Raw genomic sequence first — 25,678 nt, 5'->3', positions numbered from 1 at the left:
TGCAAACTGGTAATAAACATTAAAATAAAAAGCCTTTTGTAAAGGATACATTTACAAAAGGCTTTTGAAGATATAAAAATGGCATTATTCAGCCAACACTGTTTTCTTAGCAACGGGCTGAGGAACTTTTACATAATAACCTGTTCCATCGTATGGGCGTTTCCGTGGGTTGGTGGTACAAGCTGTAGAGCAACAGCCTTGTAATTCTTCTCCGCAATCATCACATTGTGTAATGTGTTCATTGCACTCCGGGTTAGCACAATTAATCATTTTTGGAGTGGTTTTGCCACAGTTGTAGCATACAGAAACAACCGTTGGATTAATATGATTAACATCTACTGCAATGCGATTATCAAAAACATAACATTTACCTTCAAAGTCTTTACCTCCAGCTTCTTTTCCGTATTTGATAATGCCACCATGCAACTGGTAAACATCATTAAAACCATGATGTAAAAGAAGTGCAGAAGCTTTTTCGCATTTAATTCCACCAGTACAATAAGTTAAAATCTTTTTGTCTTTATATTGAGCCAGCTGATTAATCTGCTCAGGGAAATCGCGAAAATTCTCTATATCCAAAGTAATGGCATTCTTAAATTTTCCCAAGTTGTGTTCATAATTGGAACGAACATCTAAAATCACTACGTCTTCATCATCTTTCATGGCCATGAAATCTGCAGGCTCCAGGTGTTTACCTGTTTTTTCATTCGGATTGATAATTGAAGTATCTCTTAAACCAGAATGCACAATCTCCGATTTATAACGGCAATGCATCTTCAAAAAGGATGGCTCTTCCACATCATCAATTTTAAATTCCGTCTTAGCGAAACGTTCATCTGCATGTATAGCTTTCATGTAAGCCTCACAAGATTCAGAAGTTCCTGAAACCGTTCCATTTAAACCTTCATCAGCCACGATAATACGGCCGACTAAATCCAATGATTTACAAAATTTTAAGTGATCTGCAGCAAATTGTTCTGCACCAGCTATGTAACTATAGCAATAATAAAGTAGTGTCTGATATTTTTTCATAACGCTGTTGATACCGTTGCAAACGGCGTTTAAAGCGGGGCAAAGATAAGGAATTATCTGGAAGGTAAAAACTGGCAAAAGCAATTAAAAATATGGTATTGATCAGATTAATTAAAGCCATAAGACAATTTAAAACCTTGTTCTATTCTTCTGTTTGAATCGAAGGCATAGCCATAATCTATTCTCAGGTTTAATCTTTTAAAACCGAAGAAAAATTCGCTGTAATTTCTTTTTTCTGGTGAGGTGAGGTAGGCCCCACCAATAATCTCTTCAATTTTTAATCTTCTGAGCAAAGGGATCTTACTAATAAAAAACGAACCAAAATTATGTTGATAATGTGCTTCGAAATATTGCTTGGTTGTGCTGAAAAGATAAAAGTCTAAAAAGTGGAAATTTCGAACATCTGCATCAAAGATTAAGGAACGGTTTGCCCTGAAATGTTTCCAGTCTGGATAATAAAGTTGTTTAGCGTTTAAGAATTTTCCGGCTCCGATCATTAGTGAAGACTTTCCGAGCAATAAAAAATGCATATCTTTCTGGAAAATCTCTGCCGACAGAAAATCATAATTTACGTCAGAATTAAAGAAATTCGGAATTCCCTTTCTATAGGTGACTTCTAATCGGGGATATTTGCTTTCTACATAGAATCTTCCGTCAGGCCGGGTAATGTATTTTTGCGCAATGGTATAAGCAAGCGTTCCGCTTAATATAAATCCGGTATGTTTCGGGAAAAGAAGACTTTCATTATCCGTTGGATTAAAAGGATCGTTAGCGGTGAAATCATTTGTTTTACCGAATGAATGATAGCTGGAATTTAATAGTGCTTCGCGTTCTGCATAGTCTGCCGTAACTTTCAATTCAAAACTTGGTGCAAATTCTCTGCTGGCCTGGATATTTAAATAACGCCTTTCGTAAAATTTGGAAATGTTTCTACCAAACACCAGCGCATTGATACTGTTACGGAAAAGGCTGCTCTGCTTAAGTGAATTTAAGTTCGCCACCTCTGTTCCAAAACCAACGCTAATCATTCCATTCTTAATGGGGTCGTAAAAATATTTCGCCTGGATATTGCCATTAAAATGATGGTTACCAAAGCCATAGCGCACTTCTGGCCTTACCGAATAATAGCGGCCATCATCAAAGCCCTGCCTTAATGAAACGGCATACCTTAAGGCAACCCCTTCAATGGTGTTGTAGAATACACTCTTAAAAAGAGGGACGTAAGTAATGCTTTTCTTATTGTAACTGTGGTAGTATACGTAAGGAGTAATGAGTATTTGCTTGAGGTTAAATTTGTTTTTAACCCGATCAACCGAATCAAGGTACTTTTTGGATGATTTTAACCTGCTTACGCTATCCTTTTTGATATAGTTCTCACTTTCCTCGAAGGTAAGTGGAACAGGACGTGATTTAGCCCAGTATAAAGAATCCTTTTTATTGGATGAAGGAACTATCCGTAAAAGCTCGTTGCTGAAAAAATGTTTGTTAAAAGCAGGTTCAACATTATAATTCTTGTAGACACCTACTGCATAACCAGAAAACTTAAACCCAAGTACCTTGCCCTTTAAATCGAATTGTACGGATGACGGAACTGCAACTTTATTAATTAAAACTAGTTGTTGCTTAATGTTTAAGGTATCAATAAATTCAATTCCCGATTTTTTGGTTAGAAATAAGTTAACAGAATTTAACCGCCAGCTCCCATTAATGATATAGATTTCTCCCGTAAACACCGGGTCGTTAATCCTTTTTGGTTTAACTTCTATTTTGCTAATGGTTTGCCCATCCTGATCCTGATTGGTGCCAAGCAGTTTAAACCTGTAATAAGAAAAAGCGTTATCAGCAATAGGTGAGATAAAACCCCTCACATTCAGCTTATCTTCTAATACCACATTTTTATAGAAATTAACGGTTAAATCCGATGCCTTATTAAAACTAAATCCGTTGTCGTTTCCGGCAACTTTGGAAGATACCATCATCTCTTTAATTTTATTTTCCTTTTGAAAATCGAGCTTGGAGACCGTTTCTGACAGGTAAATAATGCCCTGCCCCTGATCATTCAGATCCAGAATTTTAGCCACATCACGCCCAAAAAATTTCTTTGGTGATGATAGCAGTTTTTGCATGCCTTTGGTATACACATCGCAGGTAAAACCCTCAACTTCATCAAGGTATGTCTTTCTGTTTTCGATGGTTTTTCGGATGATTTCATCAGCCGTATTTTCTGGTTCATTATTCCGACCGATCTCCACATCGTTTAACGTAAATACCTTAGATACCAGCTCTATATTCAGGGATTTGTTTTCAAATAAATTGATGCTTAGTAATTTAGCTTCAAACCCAATAGCCGTAAAAAGTAAATCTATTTTACCTACAGGAAGATTTAACTTATAATTTCCCTCTATATTGGATGATGTGCCTCTTGTTGTAGTGTTAACATAAATGGTCACAAAAGGAACAGGATTACCTTTACCATCGGTAATCTTACCTGTTAACGTTAATAATTGTTGCGCCTGCGCAGTAAATCCCCCTAAAAAAGCTACCAGAAACAGCTTTAAAAATAATTTCATCCCGTATGTCAAATCTTCGGCAAGAAATATAGTAAGAATATTGATTTAAAGAGAATTTTTAACTTAATCATTAATATTTTAAATGAACAAAAACGTTTATCTGTTGTAGAGCTATTATTACAAGTGCAGACGTTAAAAGCCATAGCTTATTCTAAATCCATGATTTATTTTTTTGCTTCCATCATAAGAAAAGCCATAACTTGCTCTTAAAATTAAACGTTCAAGTCCAAAGTAAAATTCTTTATAATTTTTCTTATCAGGTTGAGTAAGGTAGTTCCCGCCAACAAATTCCTGTAATTTCAACTTTCTCAGCAATGGGATTTTATTGATAAAGAAGCCTGCGAAGTTGTGTTCTAAGTGGGCTTCGAAATACTCTTTGTTTGTACTAAATTGATAAAAATCTAAAAACTGAAATTTTCTGATGTTAGGAGGGAAGATGGTTGAAATGTTACCCGCGAAATGCTTATAATCTGGGAAGTACATTTGTTTGTTATTTAAAAACATACCTGCACCACCTAAAAACGAAGTATATCCCCATAAACCTAAGCTAATACGCTCTTGTGTAACTTCTACTTTTAAAAAGTCATAATCAACGTTGCTGCCCAGCACACCATTCAATCCTATCTTGTATAAAACGGTAATTTTAGGGAACTTCGATTCAGTATAAAACTTTCCATCTGGCCTGCTGATATATTCCTGGCCGATGGTATAAGTTAAACTAGCTGTTGCGCTTACTGAAGTGTAGGTTGGAAATAATGGTGTTTCTACATTCGGACTGAAAGGGTTGTTAGAGGTGAATTCCCTTTCTTTATTATCAAAAAACTTAAAATTAGTGCTGTTGGTCAGGTAATGGTTTTTATTATATTCAACTGCTAAACTGGCTTGTAAACCTGTTGCAATTTCTCTGCTGGTATTGATATTGACAAAACTCTTTTCGTAAAATTTTGCAAAGTTCTTTTCATATAGCAGTGAGTTAACCATATTTCCAATGGTGGTCATCGAACCCAGGTTATTCATGTCAAAAATTCCATTACCAAAGGAAGCACCTATATTGGCTCTTTTTAAGGGGTTGTAAAAATAATTACCGGTCAAACTGGCTGTTAATTTCTGATTGGCGAAGCCATATCTAACTTCTGGCCTGATGCTGTAAGAAACGTTATTCTCGAAATCTTTTCTATAAGTAACTCCATATTTTACAGTTAAGCCCTCAACCGTGTTGTAAAAAATAGCCCTCAATACCGGGTCGAAAGTGTAATATTTTTTGTCATAGCGATCATTAATGCTCACCCCACGAAGTAAAAGCTTACCTACACTAAATTTATTATTCTCCTTTTCAAGAGAGTCCAGGTACTTTTTAGATTCTTTAAGCTTCGCCACACTATCTTTTTGAACGTAATTTAGTTTCTCGTCGGCAGTTAAAGGAATAGGACGATTATTGCTCCAGTATATAGAATCCTTTTTGTTTACCATTTGGGTAATCTTCAGAATTTCGCCATTAAAAAAGTTTTTCGGGAATTTTGGATGAAGGTTGTAATTGCTGTATACGCCAACAAAATAACCAGCGAATTTGAATTTCAAAATGTCACCATTGAATTGAAAGTTAATGCTGGTGGGCATATAAACATTCTCTACCTTAGTAAATTGCTGGCTGATGTTCAGGGTATCAATAAAGTTTATCCCCGCATTTTTAGTCAGAAACAGATCAGTATTGTAAATTCTAAAGCTTTCATCAATGATGTAAATGATTCCTCTGAATACAGGATCATTTTCCCGGCGAGGAATTACCTGTATTTTATGAACAAGGATACCGTTTTCCTGTGATTCGCCTAATAGCTTATATTTATAGTAAAACAAGGCATTATCTGCGATTGGCGATATAAAACCTCTCGAACTCAATTTATTTTCTAAAAGATAATTATCGTAAAAGTTGACCATTAAATCTGATGCCTTATTAAAGCTGAACGCATTGTTTCTCCCGGCAATCTTCGAAGAAATCATTTCTTCATGCACATCGCCCGGGCGGCGGAAATTAAATTTACTCTGCGATTCTGAAAGGTAAATGATGCCTTTTCTATTCGTATCTAAATCCATCACTTTTCTGATGTCTCTGCCCATAAATTTCTTAGGGGCACCTTTCAGCCGCTGAACACCTTTTATATACACATCGGTAGAAAACTCCTTCACTTCTTCCAGGTGTTCTTTTCTTTTTTTAATGGCTTGTCTGATGATACCATAGGCAGGATCTTCTGCATTTGCCCTGATGGTTACATTATCAAGTGTATAACTTTCAGAAGATAACTTAACATCTAGGTTAATATTTTCAACCGGATTAACAATATGGTCTTGCTGTTTATAACCAACCGCCCTAAAACTAAGCGTATACTGACCGCTGTTTAATTTTATTGTGTATTTTCCATCAACATTGGCTGATGTGCCTATGGTGGTATTTTTTATATAAATAGATGCGAAAGGTACTGGTTGCCCGCCTGTATCTCTTATGGTTCCTGAAATGGTATGTTGTTGTGCAATTGCAAAATTAGCCAAACTACAAAATAGAAGGAGCGCGCAAAATTTTATCATGTTAGTGATTAGTAAGCTATAAATATCGAATAAGTTTTAAGACTATACAGATTTTCCATGTTAAAGTTTGTTAAGTTGAAAAAAAATTAGCTTAAATGGTTTCTTTGTTTGCTTATGCAAGATAATATATGGCAATAGTAGGTTAAGTTCAGTTCTCATTTAAATAAAATGGCATTTCAGATTGGAATATAAGTGGAGCGCAATTTTTTTATAACTTTGAAAGCATAATTAATTATAAAAAAGTCATGTACAAAACCTTACAACCTGTTCTTCAAAAAGAACTTGAAGAAATTGAAAACGCTGGATTATTTAAACGCGAACGTATTATTATCACGCCTCAGGGTGCAGATATTAAAGTGAGTGGCGGCGCAGAGGTCATCAACTTTTGTGCAAATAATTATTTAGGCCTTTCCTCTCATCCAAAAGTAATTGAGGCCGCTAAAAAGGCAATTGATAATCATGGTTATGGTATGTCATCTGTGCGGTTTATTTGTGGTACCCAAGAAGTACACAAAGAACTCGAAGCAAAAATATCCGAATTTTTAGGTACTGAAGATACCATTTTATATGCAGCGGCATTTGATGCTAATGGAGGTGTTTTCGAGCCCTTATTTAATGCTGAAGATGCCATTATATCTGATGAACTAAACCATGCATCAATTATTGATGGCGTTCGTTTATGTAAAGCACAACGTTTCCGGTATAAAAATGCAGATATGGAGGATTTAGAAAAACAGCTGATTGCTGCTAAAGATTGTCGCCATAGAATTATAGTTACCGATGGTGCGTTTTCGATGGATGGATCTGTTGCACCTTTAGATCAAATAGCTGACCTGGCAGATCGATATGAAGCATTAATTATGATCGATGAATCACATTGTTCTGGTTTTATCGGTAAAACCGGACGTGGTACACATGAGCATTTTAATGTAATGGATCGCATTGATATCATTACAGGGACTTTAGGTAAGGCTTTAGGCGGTGCATCAGGAGGATTTACTTCAGGTAAAAAAGAAATTATTGATATGTTGCGTCAAAGATCCCGTCCATATTTGTTCTCTAATACACTTGCACCTGCAATTGCCGGAGCATCTATCGCCGTTTTAGACATGTTAAGAGAAACCACTTCACTTAGAGATAAACTGGAAAGTAATACGAAATATTTCCGCGAAAAAATGACTGAAGCAGGTTTTGATATTAAACCTGGTTTTCACCCGATTGTACCAGTGATGTTATATGATGCAAAGATTGCACAAAATTTTGCAGCAAAAATGCTGGAAGAAGGCATTTATGTGATCGGATTTTTCTATCCCGTTGTTCCGCAAGGCAAAGCCAGAATCCGCGTTCAGCTTTCGGCAGCGCATGAACAACATCACCTGGATAAAGCTATTGTTGCATTCACAAAGGTTGGAAAAGATTTAGGTGTTATTTAGGTTATAAACCGAGTTTAATAATTGTTAACCTCTTTTAGCATCTCTGTGTGCGAAAATCTTCTGAAAGAGAGAAATTCTTGCACCTACTGGTTGGTGTCTCACCAACCAGCTTAAGTTTATCTGGTTAATACTATTGAATTTATATACACCATTTTTTCGGTTCGTGAGACACCAATCGATAGATGGAAATTTAAACTGCCTTATCTCTATAATATTTTAGAAAGCCACACCATGTGGCTTTTGTTGTTTTGAGTTCATTTTCTTTTGTGCTGATATTGTAAACAGATTTTTTGAACTCTGTATGTTGAAATTGTTAAGATATTTTGACGTATATTTGAACCCATGTTGCAGGATAAGATTACACAATACAGCCAGGAAATTAATGCTTTTGTAACAGAAAAAGCAGATGAATTAGAGCAGTTTCGTATAAAATACTTAGGAAGTAAGGGCGTTATAAAAGAAATTTTTGACGCATTTAAATCTGTTTCTATTGAAGAAAAGAAATCATTAGGTAAGGTTCTGAATGAATTTAAGCAACTTGCCGAATCAAAATACAACACGTTAAAGGAAGTTACTGAAAGCAGTGAATCGCAAGCGGCTGTGAATGAACAGGATTTAACACTACCTGGAGAAGGTTTTGAAATCGGTTCTCGCCATCCTCTGGCACTCGTACGCCGGGAAATAGTAGAGATTTTTGCTAAGCTAGGTTTTACTGTTGCTGAAGGACCAGAAATTGAGGATGACTGGCATAACTTCTCTGCATTAAACTTTCCAGAGGAGCATCCTGCAAGAGATATGCAAGATACTTTCTTCATTAAAAAAGGTGGAGAGAAAGGAGATATTGCCTTGCGGACACACACTTCATCTGTACAGGTGCGCATGATGGAGCAGGGGCAACCACCTTTCAGGGCTATTATGCCGGGCAGGGTATACCGCAATGAGGCTATTTCTGCAAGGGCACACTGCTTTTTTCATCAGATAGAAGGTTTATACGTTGATGAAAATGTATCATTTGCAGATTTAAAGCAAACCTTATTTTATTTTGTGCAGGAACTATATGGCGAAGGTACGAAAGTGCGTTTCCGTCCATCTTATTTTCCCTTCACAGAACCATCTGCAGAGATGGATATCTCGTGTACCATTTGTAAAGGAGCTGGCTGCCAGCTGTGTAAGTACAGCGGTTGGGTAGAAATTTTAGGCTGCGGAATGGTAGATCCAAATGTTTTAGAAAACTGTGGTATAGATGCAAAGAAATACAGTGGTTTTGCCTTTGGTATGGGGATCGAACGCATCGCTAACTTAAAATATGAGATTAAAGATTTACGTCTGTTTTCAGAAAATGACGCCCGTTTCTTAAAACAGTTTAAATCAGCCTTAATTTAATGACGCGTCACTTATATGGTTTACTTGTTGTTTTAATTTTGTTCTCCGGCTGCGGGAAAGAGGAAAACTATGTGCCCGAAGTAGTTGTTAATTACAATGTAACACTTACACAATTTAGTTTGCAAGCTAAAAATAATGTGCTGTTGGTGTCTAACCAAGGTGTTGCAGGATTAATTATTGTTAAAACACCTTTAGGAAGTTTTGTAGCCTTTGATCGCTGCAGCACAGTTAACCCTGAGAAAAAATGTGCAATCGTTCCTGATGATAGTGGCTTAACGGCTACTGATCCATGTTCTGGCGCAAAGTTTTCTTTGCTTGACGGAACGCCACAGAAAGCACCGGCAGAGAAAACACTGAAAATTTACAATATTTCCCTTCAAGGGAATGTCTTACTAAATGTAACTAATTAATGGAAGCTGAAAAGATAAAGGAAACGGTAAAGAAAGCTGCCAAGGAACTTTTTAGAAAGTACGGATACCACAAAACCAGTGTTAACGAAATTGCCAAAAAAGCACGGATAGCAAAAGCCACTATATATAAATATTTCGAAAGTAAGGAGCAGGTTTTAGATAGCATTCTGATGGATTATTTAGATCAGAATCTTTATGAAATCATTAACAACAAAGTAAGTTACGCTTCAGAAGAAGAACATTTAAAGGCTTTGGTGATGAAAACCAGCCGGCTCTCTTTCACCGCTTGTAATGAGTTTATTGGTTGGGATTTTGTACGTGAAAATGCCAATTCACAAGAATTTTTAAAGCATTTGTCTGATCAGTTAGAAGCATTATTGCTTGCCGCTTATCTGGAATTGGATAATTTCAAAAATAATCCAGCCAGGAGAGAAGGTTTAGCGTTTTTACTTAAGGCAAGTAAAAGTATTGTATTTTCGTTTGCATTTACTTCAGTAAGTGATGCTGATGTAAGGAAGAATTTTGTAAGCTTTCAGAAAGAAATCTTGCCGTTTTTGGTTAAAGCAGCATTGTAAGCACTTTATTGTTCTGCGTAGTAATCTTTTGCCTTAAACTTTTGAACGGTTTTTTGCTTTTTACCACCAATAATTTTTTGAGTAATCACTGTAACTTCATCTCCAATACTGGAATCTTCAATTATTGATGATACTTCCACTAGACCTTTTTTACTATCAAACATATAGCTTGTTGTTTGATGAAAGCAGCATCCGCTTTTTTGCTCGGTAGTAATTTGTTTTTGCTTACGGTCTACCGCAAACATTCCTAAATTCTCACTGGCCAGCTGAGTTAAATTTTTATCAAGCATAAATGTTCTGTTCTTGCCAGAGATATAAACATCATAAGAGGGACTACCATATGCACCATTGTTGCCATTTCTAATCGCAAGATCTTCTAAGCCATCGAAATTAAAATCACCAAAGATTAGCGGACTTTGATATTTTCCAAGATCAAGCCAGCCAATACGGGCATCTTGTTTGGCCGTTAAAGAGAAATCCAGGTCTGTAGAATGAAATGTCTGGATTTCTTCTTCTGATAATTTATCATAAAGAATAATCGTGCCCTTGCCTTCACAGCGTCCATCACTGCAATCAGCAACAAATATCTTAGCATTATACTCGTTAGAAGTATTATTAGATAAAAATTTGAATTGTGCCGTTGTTCTTAGTGAGATAAATAAGAACACACAGATGATCAGCAGATTTTTCATTATGCAAAAGTACCTGATTCATTTTAAGCAAAGAGTTAAAAAAGGTTAACGTATTCTTTTTCTATTGATGATGTATTCTTTTACGGCCTTTTTAGTGGTGAGCCAGTCTTTTCCTTCTTTATGGGCATCAATTTTACCTTGCCTCGCCAATAAACTTACATATTCTTGGCCATAAGGAATATCTGGCTCGGCAACAATACTGGCGATAGGTTCGTAATCGCCATAACTATTACCTGGAAGAGCATTAATATACATATTTAGTGAACGCTCAAGGGCTTGTAACATCAATAGGCATAGCTTATAATAACTTCCTTTATTGGCTTGATTTAGCGCTTCATAATATTTCTTGCGATCTGTTTTTAATATAATAGCAGGTGGAAAGCCTCTTCTCATTAATAGCAAATTCATAGCCAACCGAACGGTTCTTCCATTACCATCAAAAAATGGGTGGATCCAGACCAGTTTATGGTGAAAAATAGTGGTTAAAACGATCTCATTTAAACCCAAGGGATTATTATTGACAAAATCAATGAGCTCATCAAGTAAATCTGAGACCTTATTTGCATTTGGTGGTGTAAAGTTAGCGCCAACTATACGAACACCTCCATTTCTAATCCGGCCTGCAAAATCATCTTCAATGCTTCTTAACACTAAACCATGAAGCGATAATATATCAATACCCCGCAACTGATAGCTTTCTTTTACCAGTGTGTATAGATAATCAATAGCTTTTTCATGATTAAATACCTCGAAATGCTCTCTTAGCGATTTTCCTTTGATGGTGATTCCTTCCTGAAGGACCATTTGGGTTTCTTGCAAATTAAGGGTATTGCCTTCTATACTATTTGAATTGTAGGTCCACTCTAAGCTTAAATCGGTTTTAATCCGCTGAAGTGCACTATTTGGTAATGGCCTTGATGAATCAAGCTTAGCTTTTTTATCATTCAGCCGATTAATCATGGGCTGTAATTCTTCTAAATCTTGTAAATCAAATTTCCACATCAACAAATATATAAATATCGGATTGGATATAAAAATATTTAAACCGATATTAATAATTTAAATAAAAAGGCCGAACTATAAGTTCAGCCTTTTATCATATTACATGAATAATTATTCCCATTTAAAAACCTTCACGGCGATGGCATAAATTACAATTCCCCAAATGAGCAAAATCATGATCTGAAACTTTACATCCCACAGGCCCATTCCTTCAAAAGCTACTTTGCGCATGGCATCATTTAAATAGGTTAAAGGTAAAGCTCTGCTGATGGGTTGTAGCCATGTTGGGAAAGCTTCTATAGAAAAGAAAGTGCCCGATAATAAAAATTGCGGTAAGGTTACAATGTTGGAAATAGGAGGTACCATACTCTCGCTTTTTGCAATGCCAGAAATAATGAAACCAAAGCCCATGAAAACGATGATTCCCATAATGGCGAGCAATAACATGTTCGCCACCGTGACGACACCGTGAACGAGTGTAAAACCGAAGAAAAAGTGTCCGATAAGAATAATAAACAAAGCGCCAATTAAAGCAAAACCTATTCTGGCTATTCCTTCACCAATTACAATACTCGATCTTTTTACAGGGGTGGCGAAAAAACGTTTAATCACTAGCGTTTGGCGTAAACTCAGGAAAACAAAGGCCGTTCCGAAAACGCCGGTACTTAACAATGAAAAACCCAGCTGACCAGGTAAAATAAAGTCAATAGTTTTATATTCCCTTCCTTTTACACTGCTTTCTTTGATCTCAGCAATGGTTGGTTTTAAAGTTTTATCATAAAATAAGTTATTTAAAACTGATTTTAAAATTCCGCCTTTATCTCTTGAAGCTGAAGTGTAAATTACATTTACCGAATAGGCTGCGGTGTTTACTTTTCTGTGTACATCAATCATGGCATCCACATTGCCTTTTTCAAGTAATTTGTCAAACTCATCTTTCGATTTATCTTTAACCAATCGAATCATGCCTGTTTTTTGAAGCATACCAATAACTGGGTTATTGATGTCTGATTCTGGCGTAATTCCAACATCTATACGTGTACCGCCACTACCTAAAAAGCCAAATACTAAAATAAATATAAGGGGGAAGGCAAGGGTAAATACAACTGCAGATGGGCTCCGCATGATAGACCGGAAACTTGCTTTAGCCAAGGCTAGTGTTGCCGTAGTATTGCTATAAGTCCCCGAACTTCTAACAGGAACTTGATCCGTTCCATTGTTAATGTCTTTTTGCATAAATATTTTGCTGAAATTTTTAGAATTGATGTTAATGCGTTAGTTTTTGAGCTTCTCTATAATAAGTTGAGGCTTACTCCCTCCATTCTTTACCCGTCAGGTTAATAAATACGTCTTCCAAGTTTGCCTTTTTTACTTCTTTTTTACGCTCAAAACCGCTATTGATCAATTGATCAATGAGGTTATCTGGAGTATCTACGGCAATGATTTTTCCCCGCTCTACAAAAGCAACACGATCACAAAGTTGCTCGGCTTCATCCATATAATGCGTTGTAATCACTACAGTGGTACCGGCATTTCTAATTTCAATAATTAAATCCCATAAATTTCTTCTTGCCTGTGGATCTAAACCAGTTGTAGGTTCATCTAGAAAAATAATTTTTGGCTGATTAATAAGGGTAGTAGCAATAGAGAAACGCTGTTTTTGTCCGCCAGAAAGTGCTTTGTATTTTGCTTTTGCTTTATCCTGAAGATTAACCTTTTCCAACATTTCCATTGGCTTGATTTTAGCGCCATACAATCCTGCAAAAAGCTCAATCAGTTCGATCAGATTTAAGTTAGGATAATAGCCAGCTGCCTGCAATTGTACGCCTATAATCTGCTTAATTGCATTTGGATGTTTATCAACTGAAAAGCCATCAACAATAATTTCTCCTGAAGTCTTATCTCTAAGTGTTTCAATAATTTCAAGCGTAGTAGTTTTTCCGGCACCGTTAGGACCCAGTAAACCAAAAATTTCATTTTCATAAACCTCAAAACTTAAATCTTGAACGGCAATGAAATCATCATACTTTTTAACCAGATTTTTAACACTGATAATGGCTTTGTTTGTTTCCATGTGTTGAAGATAGGGAGCTTTAAATGAATTGAAAGTGAATTTAATCAGAAAAAAGGGAAAATGTTGATTAAATGATAATGCTGCTGGTTTGAAGATGCTATTATAAAACAAATCTGCGAATCTGTGGCTTAGATTGGCCTCAAATTCGCAGATTTTTAAACGATTTGCTTTATGCTTTTATCTTTCAGTTCAAATTACCAAACCAATTCGCCCTTCATTACATTCACGAAATCATCAAATAAATAACGAGAATCATGAGGACCTGGAGAAGACTCTGGGTGATACTGAACTGAAAAGGCTTTTTTGCCCTTCACACGAATACCTTCGATAGATTTGTCGTTCAGGTTAATATGGGTAATTTCAACTTTGTCAGAATTTCTAACCTCATCCGGAACAACTCCAAAACCATGATTTTGTGAAGTAACCTCACAGTGGTTTTTAATAATATTTTTTACCGGATGATTAAGGCCACGGTGTCCGTTAAACATTTTCATGGTGCCGATGCCGTTTGCTTCTGCCAATAACTGGTGCCCTAAACAAATGCCAAACAGAGGTTTGTCTTCTTCCATGATTTCTTTAATGGTTTCTACGGCATAAGGCATTACAGATGGATCGCCAGGGCCGTTAGAGATGAAATAACCATCCGGACTGAACTCCTCCATTTCAGCAAACTTTGTTTTTGCTGGGAAAACCTTTACATAAATATCTCTGTTTTCGAAACTGCGCAGAATGTTTTTCTTTATTCCTAAATCTAATGCTGCAACTTTTAAACTTGCATCTGGGTTTCCATAAAAGTAAGGTTCAGTTGTACTTACTTTTGATGATAACTCTAAACCTTCCATTGAAGGAACTTCAGAAAGTTTTTGTTTCAATTCATCAATATCCGTAATTTCTGAAGAAATGATGGCATTCATGGCACCTTTATCTCTAATGTGACGCACTAAGGCACGGGTATCAATATCTGAAATGGCAACCAGGTTATCATTCTGAAAGTAATCCTGAATAGATTCAGTTGCCTGTTTACGGCTGTAAACAATATTGTAGTTTTTACAAACTAAGCCTGCAATTTTAATTGAATCAGATTCAATTTCTTCTTTCTGGATTCCATAATTACCTATGTGCGAGTTGGTCGTAACCATGATTTGTCCAAAATAACTTGGATCGGTAAAGATTTCCTGGTAACCCGTCATCCCGGTATTAAAACAAATTTCGCCAGTAGTGGTTCCAATTTTTCCAGCCGCTTTGCCGTGAAAAATAGTGCCATCGGCCAGTAATAAAATCGCAGGTAACTTGGTGTAGTTAGTCATGGTAATTACAATATGGATTTTGAGTTGAAAAAGACTTGAAAAAAGGGTTTATCTCAGCACTTAAGCTGTTTTTGCGGGGTGCAAAAAAAGATGAATATATCCCTTCCATTTCGGGGTACAAAGATAGGGTTTAAGAATTGAATTGTAAAGAAAAAAGTGAAATAAGCTTTGAGGTAAAAGCAGAAAGACTAAAGCGAAAGCAGTGAGATTTGATTTGAATTAAAAATGATTTTTGTCTGAGATAGCTTTGGCCTTTTACCTTTCAGCTTAATTAAAAAAAAACAATACTTTTGGGACATCAAAATAAAACCCATGTCGGTACATAAAGAAATTAAGAGAATAACCACACACATTTTGCAGGAAATGAAACAACGTGGTGAAAAAATATCCATGCTTACGGCTTATGATTATTCAATGGCTACCATTTTAGATGATGCCGGATTGGATGTTTTATTGGTTGGCGATTCAGCTTCAAATGTAATGGCTGGTCATGAAACAACTTTGCCGATAACTTTAGATCAAATGATTTATCATGCTGCATCTGTTATCAGGGCGGTAAAACGTGCATTTGTGGTGGTTGATCTTCCTTTTGGTTCTTACCAGGGAAATTCAAAAGAAGCCTTAAACTCTGCCATCAGAATTATGAAAGAATCTGGCGCACATGGTGTAAAGCTAGAAGGCGGCGAAGAAATCATAGAATCGGTTCAGCGCATTATTACAGCAGGTATACCAGTAATGGGTCACCTGGGTTTAACACCTCAATCTATTTACAAATTTGGTACCTATACTGTTCGTGCTAAAGAAGAGGAGGAGGCTAATAAATTAAAGACTGATGTTTTAGCCTTGCAGGCTGCTGGATGTTTTGCCATTGTTTTAGAGAAAATTCCGGCTGCATTAGGTAGAGAAGTAACGGAGAGTTTACATATCCCAACCATTGGTATTGGTGCGGGAAATGGTTGCGATGGACAGGTTTTAGTGGTTAATGATATGATCGGATTAACAAAAGGGTTTAAACCAAGGTTTTTACGCCAGTATATTAACCTTTACGATGATATTTTAGGTGCTGCACAATCTTACATTCGGGATGTTAAAAGCAATGACTTTCCAAGCGAAAAAGAACAATATTAATTTTAGAGTATTTAGTCCTGAGTCTTTAGTCTAAAGTCAACTAACCATCTACCCAACAAACCACCCTATGCCAATCACCGATAAAGACATTCTTTTTGAAGACAATCATTTAATCGCTATTAATAAAAGAGCGGGAGATATTGTACAGGTTGATGAAACAGGTGATGAACCGTTAGATGAACAGGTAAAAAAATACATCGCCCAGAAATATAATAAACCAAATGGTGCATTTTTAGGTGTGGTACATCGTTTGGATCGTCCGGTAAGTGGCGTGATTTTATTTGCGAAAACAAGCAAAGCCTTAGAGCGGATGAATGCTGCCTTTAAAAATCGTGAAGTAAAAAAGACCTATTGGGCGGTCACTAAAAACAAGCCAGAAAATGAATCAGGAACATTGATTCATTGGTTGATCAAAAATCCTCAGAAAAATGTAGTAACCTATTATAAGTCTGAAGTTCAGGGCTCTCAACGTGCGGAATTATCTTATCGTTTACTATCAAAAGTGGGAGATTATTATCTCATTGAGGTTGATCCGCTTACCGGTCGATCGCATCAGATTAGGGTTCAGCTTTCTTCTATGGGTTGCCCAATTGTAGGGGATAATAAATATGGCTATCCGCGTGGAAGCAGAAAAGGAAGTATTTGCCTCCATGCCCGCAGACTCCAGTTTCTGCATCCGGTAAAGAAAGAACCTGTTAATATTTTCGCCAAATTACCTATAGACGGCTTTTGGGAAAGATTTGAAAATATTTAACACCTTACTTTATCAATTTTTGAAATTAATTGCAAATAAAACGTTTAAAAACTATCGATTGATCAAAACGAAGACTGGATGTATTCTTGAATTTCATTTTCCCTTTTACTTCTTCTACATCTCCAAATCCTTCAATTAATTGATCATTTTTCTTTAACCAGACCACTTGCCGGGTTGATGTAGTGCCTTCTGACTGGAAAGTGTAATCAGCAATAATGGTATCACCTTTAACGATACCTGCTACGCTGCCATTATTTTTATCCTTTTCAAAAAGGTTATAACTCAATACTCCATTCACTGTACCTTTGTTGGTCACTAAATTTAAAGAAGCCGTATCTTTTTTGTTAATGTATTGAAAACATTGTTTTAAATTTGTATCGGTCTCGGCAACCTTTGAATCTGTGGATGTAGTTTTGGTGTTGTTGCTTTGGCAGGCCATCATAGCCGATGTAAAAATGGCAAGTATTGGGATGATGTTTCTCATGGTTTAGATTTTGATTAGTCTTAACCTCAAAGCCCTTGCCAGAAAATTAGCGCAGGTTTTAATTTTTAGGTATTTTAAATTCTCCTCAAAAGGAAAAGCCCCGCATTTGCGAGGCCATCCTGACAATTAAACTAAATTTTTACCAAACATAAGTAGCAACAGCACCTTGATCTAAGCTGCTGGTCATTATTTTTCCTTTATATTTAATATTGAAGTCGGTCGTGGTGCTATTGTTATTGCAAACAATTAGTACATTTTTGCCATCTGGAGTTTTAAAAGCGACATTTTGTAAATTATTGGTCACATTGGATGCAATTCTTACTGATCCGGCCGGAACAAACTTCGATGCATGGCCAATTACATAATAGGCCACATTTCTGCTTATTGCGGGTGCAATGGTAATTGCGCCCAGGCATGAAGTACATCCACCTTTATCGGTATGAGGATTATAATTTGGATCTGCAGCCAGATTCCATTCCAATACGTTTCTGCTCCAATTTCGGGTAGCGCCAATAATTAAGGTAGATACATGCCATTTCAAATCTTCTGAAAAATTACTGGGTCCGCCAACCCACTGTTCGGTGAAATAAACATTTTTATCAGGATGTGCATCATGAACTTTCGATAAAGCTGTAATTGGACCGGCATATAAGTGAAAGGCAGAACCATCCACATATTTTTTCGCCTCAGCATCATTCAAAATAGTGATTGGATATTCAGGTTTATCTGCATTATGATCGTAGATAATGATTTTCGTTTTAATGCCGCTATTTTTGAATACAGGGCCTAAAGCTGTTTTAATAAAATTTGCCTGATCAACTGCTGCCATATACATACTTGGATTATTTCCAGGGTGTAAAGGCTCATTCTGAGGGGTAATGGCATCAATTACAATTCCCTCCGCCTTCATGGCCTGGATGTATTTTGCCAGGTATTTGGCGTAGGTTTGATAGTATTCTGGTTTCAAACTTCCTCCGATAAAACTTTTATTCGTTTTCATCCAGGTAGGAGCAGTCCACGGCGAGCCCAAAATCTTGATAGAAGGATTAATGGATACAATTTTCTTTAAGATTGGAATCAAATCTGCCTGCTCTTTGGCAATTGAAAATTTAGCCAGAGACTCATCGGTTTCGCCTTCTGCCAAATCATTATAAGTAAAGGGAGTAGCACTTAAATCTGAAGCTCCAATACTTATCCTGAGGTAGTTAATACGGATAGCACGATCGGTAGCCGAGAAAAGCTCATTCAGTAAATTTTCTTTTTCCGTTGCAGGCAAGGCATTAATTAGAGTTGCACTTCCACCTGTTAAAGTGTATCCAAAACCATCAATGGTTTGAAACTTAGTATCCGGATCAACTTCAATAGTTGGATTTGAATTCGTTCCATCGGAGAAGTTTAGCGTGACATTTTGTTTTTGAAGCAATTGAGATTGATCACCTTTGGTTAACCAGAAGCCCACTTCATTTTTAGCAGAGTTAGGAGTAACTTTTTGATTTGCTTCATTGCCTGATTTTACATTTCTGCTGGCGCAGGCAGATAATAGCAGACTGGTAACTAAACAAATATTATAAATGAATTTCATAGGGAGATAAAATTTTAAAATCGAAATCTTTGTTTTAAAAGGTTCGGGATTGGAATGTTTTTCCCCCCGAACCTTAAGGTTTATTTGGTGTGTTAAAAATTATCTGATACTCGGATTTCGGTCTAGCTCTGCCTGCGGAATAGGAAACAATAATTTCGAAGCAGTAACATTATAATTTAGGTTTGCACCATTGCCGTTTTTCTGAGCATTCATTACAGCAATTGCTCTGTTGGTTCTTAATAAATCAAACCAACGATGACCTTCAAAAGCCAGTTCTAAACGGCGTTCTTTTTCAATGGCCAGGCGCATTGATGGCTGATCATTTGCAGGAGTGGCTGCCAAGTTTACCCGACGACGGATTTCATTCACTACAGGGGCAGCTGCCGACCAACCTGAGGCACTTAATTCGTTTAGCGCTTCTGCCTTAAGTAACTTAATATCGGCAAGACGAAGAATATATGAATTCGCTAAATCATCATTGCGGTATTTGTTAATGAACGGATAATTAGATTTTGTCCAATAGTCATCAGACCATCCTTCAGTGCTCACGTTTTTAAAGCTTACACTGGAGTTTTTACGAATCATATCACCTTCTGTGTCAAATGCAGCAATCAAGTCATTTGTCGGTGTGCAAAAGCGTTTCCAGCCTGTGCCTACAATTACGCCTGTCATCCAGTTTCCACGACCATTCGGGCCGCCCCATCCATCATACTGCATTTCCCAGATAGATTCACTGTTATTTTTATGTGCGCCATCAAATAACTGATCAAAAGATCCCATCAGGTTATAACCGCCATTTATAGTGGCATCAGCGTATTGTTGTACTTTACTCCAGTCTGGGGTGGGTTTTGATGCGTAAACTTTCGCCAATAGCGCATTAACAATCCCTTTGGTAATGATGCCTTTATTAGGCGCAGTAGCACGAACGTTAGGTAAAGCATACTCTAAGTCTTTAATAATTTGAGCATAAACCTCATCCACAGATGAACGAGATTTTTGCATTTCTTCTAAAGAGGTGGGCGATGTTAAAACCAAAGGAACACCACCATATAACCTCACCAGGTGGAAATAAAAGTAAGCCCTAAGCGTTGAAGCTTCTCCTAAAATCTGATTTCTCCGGCCACTGGCATCCAATGCAGGATCCTGAATATTCGGAACGTTTTCTAAAACCTCATTTGCATTTTTGATATTGGAATAAAGTCCGGTCCAATCACGGCCAACATTTCCATTTGTAGAATTGGTCGTGAAGAGATCTATCTGGATATTGGCAGGGTTATCGCCACCTGCATAGGCATTATCTGCCGTAACATCACCGTTAACCATATAATCCCAAATGTGATAGTCGTTGTACATACCACCATAAACGCCAGCCATTAATTTCTCTGCTGCTGCAGCAGTTGTAAAGGCTACATCTGCTGTAACTTGATTGAAAGGCTGTTTTTCAAGGAAATCTTTTTTGCATCCGCTTTGCAAAGTAATCGCTAATGCAGCGGTTGCCACTAATGAATATATTTTTAATTTCATTTTCTTAATCTTTAAAATCCAACATTAATACCAAACAATAAACTTCTTGATTGTGGATAAGTGCCATAATCAACTCCCATCGAAGGGCCATTTGCATCATTTACGTTAACCTCTGGATCTAAACCTGAATATTTCGTAAAGGTTAACAGGTTATACCCTGTAGCAAAAATGGTTAGCTTGCTCATCTTTAGTTTTTCCAATACAGATTGGCCGAAGCTGTAAGAAAGCGTAGTGGTTTTCAAGCGCAGGTAAGAGGCATCTTCTACAAAACGGCTGGAAGTAAGGGAGTTTTCTGAGCTACTTCTTAATGCTTTTGGAATATTGGTGATTTGACCTGGAGTAGTCCATCTGTTTAATACGGCTGTTGATTGATTTTTAGAATCAAACATCCCTTCGATATCAATTCTTGATGCATTAAATAATTCATTACCCTGAACACCCTGGAAGAAGAAATTTAATCCCCAGTTTCCATAAGTGAAATTATTGGTGATGCCATAGGTAAATTTCGGTTGTGCTGAACCAATGAACGTTCTATCGCCCGGATCTGCCGAGCCTGTAACGCCATTGCCATTAGTATCTGCATATTGCGCCGCTCCGTTAGCAGGGTTTACACCAGTAAATACATAGCCGTAGAAACTTCCCAATGGCTTGCCTGCTACTACACGAACGGCATCATCACGTTCGTAAATGCCGGCAAAGTTTAATGATTGTGTAGTGGCACCTAAATCGGTTACTTTGTTCCGGTTAATGGAAAAGTTTAAATCCGTAGTCCATTTGAATTGCTCACGATCAAAGTTTTTGGTTGACAAAACAAACTCCAAGCCTTTGTTTTCCATTGCACCAATGTTATAGGCCTGACTTACAAAACCTGATGATGGAGGCAACTGCACGTTAATTAAAAGATCATTTGTCTTTTTTAGATAAGCATCAGCCGTGAAGGTAATGCGGCTATTGAACATGGTTAAATCTAAACCAATATTGGTTTGTGTGGTTTTTTCCCAGGAAAGGTTATCGTTTGCAGGGTTTTGAAGATTATATTCTCCCTGGGCATTCACGTTGTAAAGTTTTAAGTAGGCGTAATCTCCAATACCTTCATCATTACCCACTTTACCCCAGCTACCACGAAGTTTTAGGTCATTGATGGTTTTACTGTCTTTCATGAAGTTCTCTCCAGAAATTCTCCAACCTGCTGAAAATGATGGGAAGTAACCGAAACGATTTTCTTTCGCAAATCTAGATGAGCCATCAGCCCTGAAGTTTGAGCTGAACAGATATTTACTATCATAAGCATAAGTGATCCTAGCCAAATAAGATTGTTTGCTCCACTGTGCTCTTTGAGGCACTGTTAAGGCAACTGATGGAGCAGTTGGATTACCAGATACATCATAAAAACGGGTTAATTCGTTGTTTTTATATTGGTAATCTGAAGATTGAATGGTATAACCACCTGTGGCAGTGAATGCATTTTTTCCAACATTTTTAGTGTAATTCAAAATGTTTTCATTTAACCAAACATGATCATTAGTGGTGTTGTCTCTGTAAACACCTCTTTCCTGACGGCCATAAGTGGTAAGGAAATTATCAGTATGATACTGGTAAAATTTTCTATTCGAATTGGTACTGATTGTTGATTTGAAGAACAGATCTTTGGTGAAATTAACCTGAGCACCAAATGCCCCAATGAATCTGAAATTACGTGTTTTATTGTTTGATCCGAAAGCTAAAGCTAAAGGATTATCCCAGCCACCGGCATTCGGAATAGTAGTATACTGACCATTTGGCTCAAAAATACCGATGGTAGGAGGGGTCGTTAATGCACCTAAAATAACACCTCCACGAGAAACACTGCTGTTATCTCCAACATCGATGGAATTGCTTGATGTTAAAACAGCATTTCCAGTTAACTTTAACCATGATGTAATGTTTTGAGAACCGTTGAAGTTTGCCGTGATACGATCCAGTTTCGCTGGTGCAACAACGCCTTTATCTTGCTGGTAACCTGTAGAAAAATAATACTGACCGCCTTTTACACCACCCGAGATGGATGCCTGATATTGGTTTTGTGTTCCGGTGCCAAAAATCTCTTTTTGCCAGTCAGTATTGTTATTTCCACCGAAAGTGGTGTAACCTAGTTCCTTCATTAAACCAATATATTGCTCATTGTTCAATACATCTTGTTTTTGCCAGAAGTTTGAAAAACCTGAGAAGGCGTTGAAAGCTACTTTCAATTTGCCTGCTGATCCCTTTTTAGTGGTAATTAAAACCACTCCATTCGCACCACTTGAACCATAAATAGCTGCTGCAGATGCATCTTTCAAAATCGTCATCGATTCAATATCATTGGCATTTAAAAAGCTGGCATCTCTTGACGTAACTCCATCAATCACATAAAGCGGACTATTAGATGCGGTGATTGATGTATTACCGCGGATGCTGATTGAAATTCCTGCGCCTGGTTTACCAGATTGAGAACTTACCTGAACACCTGCTGCTCTACCCTGGATAGCCTGTAGCGGGTTAGTGATCGGCTGATTTTCTAAATCTTTCGATGAAACTGAAACCACCGATGTAGTCAGGTCTTTTTTAGTGGTGGTACCATAACCAATTACAATCACTTCATTTAGCTGCTGATTGTCATCAGATAGGGTGACGTTGATACTGGTACGATTATTTACGGACTCTTCTATCGCTTTAAATCCAATAAAAGAAAATTCAAGTATTGAATTCTGTGGTGTAGAAATGGTAAAAGTTCCGTTGTCTGCCGTTGATGCTCCTTGGTTTGAGCCTTTCACTTTAACAGAAACACCAGGTAAAGGCAGACCTTTCTGATCTTTTACCTGGCCGGTTACGGTAATGTTTTGTGCCATACTCCATGAGATAGCGCCAAGAAGAAATACCATAAGCAATGTAAATTTTTTTCTCATAATTTTTGCTTTGTTAATATTATATGAGGTAAAGTTACTATGCAATTCATGTTAAAAACAAGTTTTCTGAAAGTTAATTTTAGTGTAAATAACTGATTTATAGTATTTTATAAAATTTATGATACGCTTTAGTACCGCAGTTATCTTGATACGCTTTAGCCTGATTATCAGTTATTAAGTTAAAGGAATGGATAAGGCTTCGGGGCGATTTTGATACGCTTAAATACCGATCAAATTATTTTTGCTGATTTAACCAAATAACATAAATGTGACTAATTAGCAAGACTTATTATTCAATTACGAGCTGGCTCCAACCATTTTTACCACTTTTTTTAAGTGTTTTCTTGCGGTCCTCCATCACTTTTTTAATTCGAGATCCGAAAGTCCAGCAAGTACTTTGTCTGATGGTAAGTAACTCTGAAAGTTTATGTGAAGAGATTTTTCCTTTTGATGAATAAATCAGGAAAATCATATAGAAGGCTTTATTAATCGGAATCCGTGTATTGTGAAAAATGGTGTAAGTAGTAACTGATTCTTCATAACCGCATTTACTACAACGGCGGCTATGTAAGATGTGACCACTAAAATAATGATCATTGCTGCATTTTCTACAGTGGTAGCCATTTTTCCATTTAAGTTCTGCTAAAAACTCATAGCAGGTTTCTTTGTCAGGGTAAATTTTACTAAACTCCTCAAAATCCACCTCAGTATTCATAACCCGATCACGGGTTATTTTTTCAACATTGGTTTGAAGCTCTTCATTATCCTGCTCCAATAAAACATTCATTCTTGAAATCTCTTCAGCTTGCTTTTGCAGTAAAATATTCGCTTCTTCTAAAGCTTGGTTCTTGCTTTCAATAATTAATGATTTGTGAAAAACATCACGTGTACGTTCTTCTACTTTACTTTCCAGTTCACGGTTTACCGTATCCTTTAATTTGGCATTAACTGCCATTTGGCGGATGATTTTTTGTTGCGCCTTATCCCTGTTCAATTTCAAAATTCTTACCTTATCTCCAATGGCAAAGGATAAGAAAACCATTTCCATAATGAAACAAAAACTAAGACTGTAATAACTGATGACACCAAAGTTCAGCCAATCGATACCCAGCATGATTAAGAACTTAAGCACAAAGCCTATAAACAGAAAGCTATAGCCCAGCACAAAGAAGCGGGCAGGCTTATAGCCTTTTTTGTAAATATAGATTCCGGTAAAGAAAGCCACTGAAAGGGGGATAGCCTCTATAAATTTAAAGCTGAATAAAGTCTGATCAAAAAGATAACAGTATGAAAAAAAGATAATCCTTAAGATGATCACACCCGTAATTAACCTGTTTATTTTTGGTGCCTTTGATTTAACCAGTAATAATTCTCTGGTGAAAAGCAGGGCAAATACACTGGTGGTACAAAGGGCAAATGCATAGGCTACCTGATTCCAAGCTGGTGCATTTGGCCACAGGTATTGATACGCAATACCATCGGTACTCATTTCGAAAAATCCAACACTCAGGTTATAGAGAACATAATACAGATATTGTTTCTGCCTGATAGAGATATACATAATCAGGTTGTAGAAACTGAAGACCAGGATCATTCCATAAAAAATTCCAAAATAGAAGTATTCATCTAGTGCATATGAAATAAACCATTCGGCAGACCTCAACACAATAATGATATCTGAAATTTGAGATGATTTTATTTTAAAATAATATGTTCGAACATTATTGGAGCTATTTTTAATGGGAATTTCAAAGTTTTTATGGTTGATCAGCCTTTTATTGAAATTATGAGTATCGCCTAATGATTCAATATGGTAAGTGCCATCAGCCTGTGGAATGAAGACTGTAATGTGATCAATGGTTTGATCAAAAAACTCCAGCAGAAATGGTTTTTCTACTTTTTCATTCCCTCTGATTTTTATTCGAAACCAATAAGTTTTATTAAGATTTTTGGTTTGTGGTGTGCTGGTGATACTGGCCTTGAACAAATGTTCGAATGCTTTACTGCTGATTTGATTAATTTCATATTGATCAGCCGGATCTTCCAAAACCTCAATTTCTTTAAAAGTAAAAATATGTTGAGGAGCAGACGCTTGTATTTGTACCACTTTTTGAGCCATCAAATCTGGTACAAGCCATAATAAAAAGCCTATAACGAGCAGAAATACTTTCTTAAAAAATAGTGGCATCGGCATGTAGCTTCAAAGGTACGAAATTGAAATAGA

The 25,678-nt window shown here is 36.8% G+C and carries 20 protein-coding genes; 6 read left to right on the top strand and 14 right to left on the bottom strand.

From position 1 onward, the window contains the following. Positions 1 to 84: 84 nt before the first annotated feature. The 4 genes from trhO to EV200_RS04410 all read right to left on the bottom strand — a co-directional run bounded on the left by trhO (position 85) and on the right by EV200_RS04410 (position 6,182). On the bottom strand, positions 85 to 1,032 hold the full coding sequence (gene trhO, locus EV200_RS04420; RefSeq protein ID WP_132529625.1) for an oxygen-dependent tRNA uridine(34) hydroxylase TrhO: 948 nt from the start codon (positions 1,030 to 1,032) through the stop codon (positions 85 to 87). Further along, positions 995 to 1,153, bottom strand: a complete 159-nt coding sequence (locus EV200_RS21715; RefSeq protein ID WP_165877854.1) for a hypothetical protein — start codon at positions 1,151 to 1,153, stop codon at positions 995 to 997. Before EV200_RS21715 ends, trhO begins: the two co-directional genes overlap by 38 nt. After that, entirely contained in the window at positions 1,140 to 3,602 is a 2,463-nt protein-coding gene (locus EV200_RS04415) for a DUF5686 and carboxypeptidase regulatory-like domain-containing protein (protein WP_132529623.1), read from the bottom strand. The genes EV200_RS21715 and EV200_RS04415 overlap by 14 nt, the downstream gene beginning before the upstream one ends. A gap of 132 nt (positions 3,603 to 3,734) precedes the next feature. Then, on the bottom strand, positions 3,735 to 6,182 hold the full coding sequence (locus EV200_RS04410; protein WP_132529621.1) for a DUF5686 and carboxypeptidase regulatory-like domain-containing protein: 2,448 nt from the start codon (positions 6,180 to 6,182) through the stop codon (positions 3,735 to 3,737). 245 nt (positions 6,183 to 6,427) lie between these two features. On the opposite strand from EV200_RS04410, the gene kbl reads away from it, so the two are divergent. From kbl to EV200_RS04390, 4 genes are all read left to right on the top strand, one after another. Next, positions 6,428 to 7,615, top strand: coding sequence for a glycine C-acetyltransferase (gene kbl, locus EV200_RS04405; RefSeq protein ID WP_132529619.1), 1,188 nt, complete (start codon positions 6,428 to 6,430; stop codon positions 7,613 to 7,615). Positions 7,616 to 7,957: 342 nt separating this feature from the next. Next, positions 7,958 to 8,998, top strand: a complete 1,041-nt coding sequence (gene pheS, locus EV200_RS04400) for a phenylalanine--tRNA ligase subunit alpha (protein ID WP_132529617.1) — start codon at positions 7,958 to 7,960, stop codon at positions 8,996 to 8,998. Beyond that, positions 8,998 to 9,408, top strand: a complete 411-nt coding sequence (locus EV200_RS04395) for a Rieske (2Fe-2S) protein (protein ID WP_132529615.1) — start codon at positions 8,998 to 9,000, stop codon at positions 9,406 to 9,408. The genes pheS and EV200_RS04395 overlap by 1 nt, the downstream gene beginning before the upstream one ends. After that, the gene (locus tag EV200_RS04390; protein ID WP_029286838.1) at positions 9,408 to 9,983 is read left to right on the top strand and encodes a TetR/AcrR family transcriptional regulator; all 576 of its coding nucleotides are present in this window, start codon (positions 9,408 to 9,410) and stop codon (positions 9,981 to 9,983) included. The genes EV200_RS04395 and EV200_RS04390 overlap by 1 nt, the downstream gene beginning before the upstream one ends. Positions 9,984 to 9,988: 5 nt before the next feature. Here the strand turns inward: EV200_RS04390 and EV200_RS04385 are convergent, their stop codons facing one another. The 5 genes from EV200_RS04385 to carA all read right to left on the bottom strand — a co-directional run bounded on the left by EV200_RS04385 (position 9,989) and on the right by carA (position 15,058). Beyond that, the gene (locus tag EV200_RS04385; protein ID WP_132529613.1) at positions 9,989 to 10,675 is read right to left on the bottom strand and encodes an XAC2610-related protein; all 687 of its coding nucleotides are present in this window, start codon (positions 10,673 to 10,675) and stop codon (positions 9,989 to 9,991) included. A 45-nt stretch (positions 10,676 to 10,720) separates the two neighbouring features. Then, on the bottom strand, positions 10,721 to 11,677 hold the full coding sequence (locus EV200_RS04380; RefSeq protein WP_132529611.1) for a Fic family protein: 957 nt from the start codon (positions 11,675 to 11,677) through the stop codon (positions 10,721 to 10,723). A gap of 111 nt (positions 11,678 to 11,788) precedes the next feature. Beyond that, positions 11,789 to 12,913 carry an ABC transporter permease gene (locus EV200_RS04375; RefSeq protein ID WP_165877853.1) on the bottom strand — a complete coding sequence of 375 codons (1,125 nt, stop codon included), beginning with the start codon at positions 12,911 to 12,913 and terminating at the stop codon, positions 11,789 to 11,791. Positions 12,914 to 12,986: 73 nt separating this feature from the next. Then, entirely contained in the window at positions 12,987 to 13,751 is a 765-nt protein-coding gene (locus EV200_RS04370) for an ABC transporter ATP-binding protein (protein WP_132529609.1), read from the bottom strand. A gap of 194 nt (positions 13,752 to 13,945) precedes the next feature. Continuing rightward, a complete protein-coding gene (gene carA, locus EV200_RS04365) occupies positions 13,946 to 15,058 on the bottom strand; it encodes a glutamine-hydrolyzing carbamoyl-phosphate synthase small subunit (RefSeq protein WP_132529607.1) in 1,113 nt (370 codons plus the stop codon). Positions 15,059 to 15,370: 312 nt separating this feature from the next. Here carA and panB point away from each other — a divergent pair, with 312 nt between their 5' ends. Together panB and EV200_RS04355 are read left to right on the top strand one after the other, a co-directional pair. Next, positions 15,371 to 16,186, top strand: coding sequence for a 3-methyl-2-oxobutanoate hydroxymethyltransferase (gene panB / locus EV200_RS04360; protein ID WP_088299346.1), 816 nt, complete (start codon positions 15,371 to 15,373; stop codon positions 16,184 to 16,186). 67 nt (positions 16,187 to 16,253) lie between these two features. Further along, positions 16,254 to 16,940 (top strand): RluA family pseudouridine synthase, encoded by a 687-nt coding sequence (locus EV200_RS04355; RefSeq protein WP_132529605.1) that lies wholly within the window; start codon positions 16,254 to 16,256, stop codon positions 16,938 to 16,940. Between the two features lie 25 nt (positions 16,941 to 16,965). Here EV200_RS04355 and EV200_RS04350 read toward each other — a convergent pair whose 3' ends face one another. From EV200_RS04350 to EV200_RS04330, 5 genes are all read right to left on the bottom strand, one after another. Beyond that, positions 16,966 to 17,424, bottom strand: coding sequence for a hypothetical protein (locus EV200_RS04350; RefSeq protein WP_132529603.1), 459 nt, complete (start codon positions 17,422 to 17,424; stop codon positions 16,966 to 16,968). Positions 17,425 to 17,563: 139 nt separating this feature from the next. Further along, positions 17,564 to 19,006 (bottom strand): glycoside hydrolase family 30 protein, encoded by a 1,443-nt coding sequence (locus EV200_RS04345; protein WP_132529601.1) that lies wholly within the window; start codon positions 19,004 to 19,006, stop codon positions 17,564 to 17,566. 99 nt (positions 19,007 to 19,105) lie between these two features. Next, positions 19,106 to 20,530: a RagB/SusD family nutrient uptake outer membrane protein gene (locus EV200_RS04340; RefSeq protein ID WP_132529599.1), complete on the bottom strand. Its 1,425-nt coding sequence runs from the start codon at positions 20,528 to 20,530 to the stop codon at positions 19,106 to 19,108. 11 nt (positions 20,531 to 20,541) lie between these two features. Continuing rightward, positions 20,542 to 23,454: a SusC/RagA family TonB-linked outer membrane protein gene (locus tag EV200_RS04335; RefSeq protein WP_132529597.1), complete on the bottom strand. Its 2,913-nt coding sequence runs from the start codon at positions 23,452 to 23,454 to the stop codon at positions 20,542 to 20,544. Positions 23,455 to 23,743: 289 nt separating this feature from the next. Then, entirely contained in the window at positions 23,744 to 25,642 is a 1,899-nt protein-coding gene (locus tag EV200_RS04330; protein WP_132529595.1) for a 7TM diverse intracellular signaling domain-containing protein, read from the bottom strand. Positions 25,643 to 25,678 lie beyond the last annotated feature (36 nt).

The organism is Pedobacter psychrotolerans (genome assembly GCF_004340665.1).
In the GTDB taxonomy this organism is placed as follows: domain Bacteria; phylum Bacteroidota; class Bacteroidia; order Sphingobacteriales; family Sphingobacteriaceae; genus Pedobacter; species Pedobacter psychrotolerans.
The sequence above is the reverse complement of the archived record's forward strand: the minus strand, read 5'-3'. Positions and strand labels throughout refer to the sequence as shown.

Coding starts and splice junctions, on each gene's coding strand:
- carA (WP_132529607.1), bottom strand. CDS start 15,058: ATGACTAACTACACCAAGTTACCTGCGATTTTATTACTGGCCGATGGC.
- EV200_RS04350 (WP_132529603.1), bottom strand. CDS start 17,424: ATGAGAAACATCATCCCAATACTTGCCATTTTTACATCGGCTATGATG.
- EV200_RS04370 (WP_132529609.1), bottom strand. CDS start 13,751: ATGGAAACAAACAAAGCCATTATCAGTGTTAAAAATCTGGTTAAAAAG.
- EV200_RS21715 (WP_165877854.1), bottom strand. CDS start 1,153: ATGGCTTTAATTAATCTGATCAATACCATATTTTTAATTGCTTTTGCC.
- EV200_RS04385 (WP_132529613.1), bottom strand. CDS start 10,675: ATGAAAAATCTGCTGATCATCTGTGTGTTCTTATTTATCTCACTAAGA.
- EV200_RS04375 (WP_165877853.1), bottom strand. CDS start 12,913: ATGCAAAAAGACATTAACAATGGAACGGATCAAGTTCCTGTTAGAAGT.
- pheS (WP_132529617.1), top strand. CDS start 7,958: ATGTTGCAGGATAAGATTACACAATACAGCCAGGAAATTAATGCTTTT.
- EV200_RS04415 (WP_132529623.1), bottom strand. CDS start 3,602: ATGAAATTATTTTTAAAGCTGTTTCTGGTAGCTTTTTTAGGGGGATTT.
- panB (WP_088299346.1), top strand. CDS start 15,371: ATGTCGGTACATAAAGAAATTAAGAGAATAACCACACACATTTTGCAG.
- kbl (WP_132529619.1), top strand. CDS start 6,428: ATGTACAAAACCTTACAACCTGTTCTTCAAAAAGAACTTGAAGAAATT.
- EV200_RS04410 (WP_132529621.1), bottom strand. CDS start 6,182: ATGATAAAATTTTGCGCGCTCCTTCTATTTTGTAGTTTGGCTAATTTT.
- EV200_RS04345 (WP_132529601.1), bottom strand. CDS start 19,006: ATGAAATTCATTTATAATATTTGTTTAGTTACCAGTCTGCTATTATCT.
- EV200_RS04340 (WP_132529599.1), bottom strand. CDS start 20,530: ATGAAATTAAAAATATATTCATTAGTGGCAACCGCTGCATTAGCGATT.
- EV200_RS04335 (WP_132529597.1), bottom strand. CDS start 23,454: ATGAGAAAAAAATTTACATTGCTTATGGTATTTCTTCTTGGCGCTATC.
- EV200_RS04380 (WP_132529611.1), bottom strand. CDS start 11,677: ATGTGGAAATTTGATTTACAAGATTTAGAAGAATTACAGCCCATGATT.
- EV200_RS04390 (WP_029286838.1), top strand. CDS start 9,408: ATGGAAGCTGAAAAGATAAAGGAAACGGTAAAGAAAGCTGCCAAGGAA.
- EV200_RS04395 (WP_132529615.1), top strand. CDS start 8,998: ATGACGCGTCACTTATATGGTTTACTTGTTGTTTTAATTTTGTTCTCC.
- EV200_RS04330 (WP_132529595.1), bottom strand. CDS start 25,642: ATGCCACTATTTTTTAAGAAAGTATTTCTGCTCGTTATAGGCTTTTTA.
- trhO (WP_132529625.1), bottom strand. CDS start 1,032: ATGAAAAAATATCAGACACTACTTTATTATTGCTATAGTTACATAGCT.
- EV200_RS04355 (WP_132529605.1), top strand. CDS start 16,254: ATGCCAATCACCGATAAAGACATTCTTTTTGAAGACAATCATTTAATC.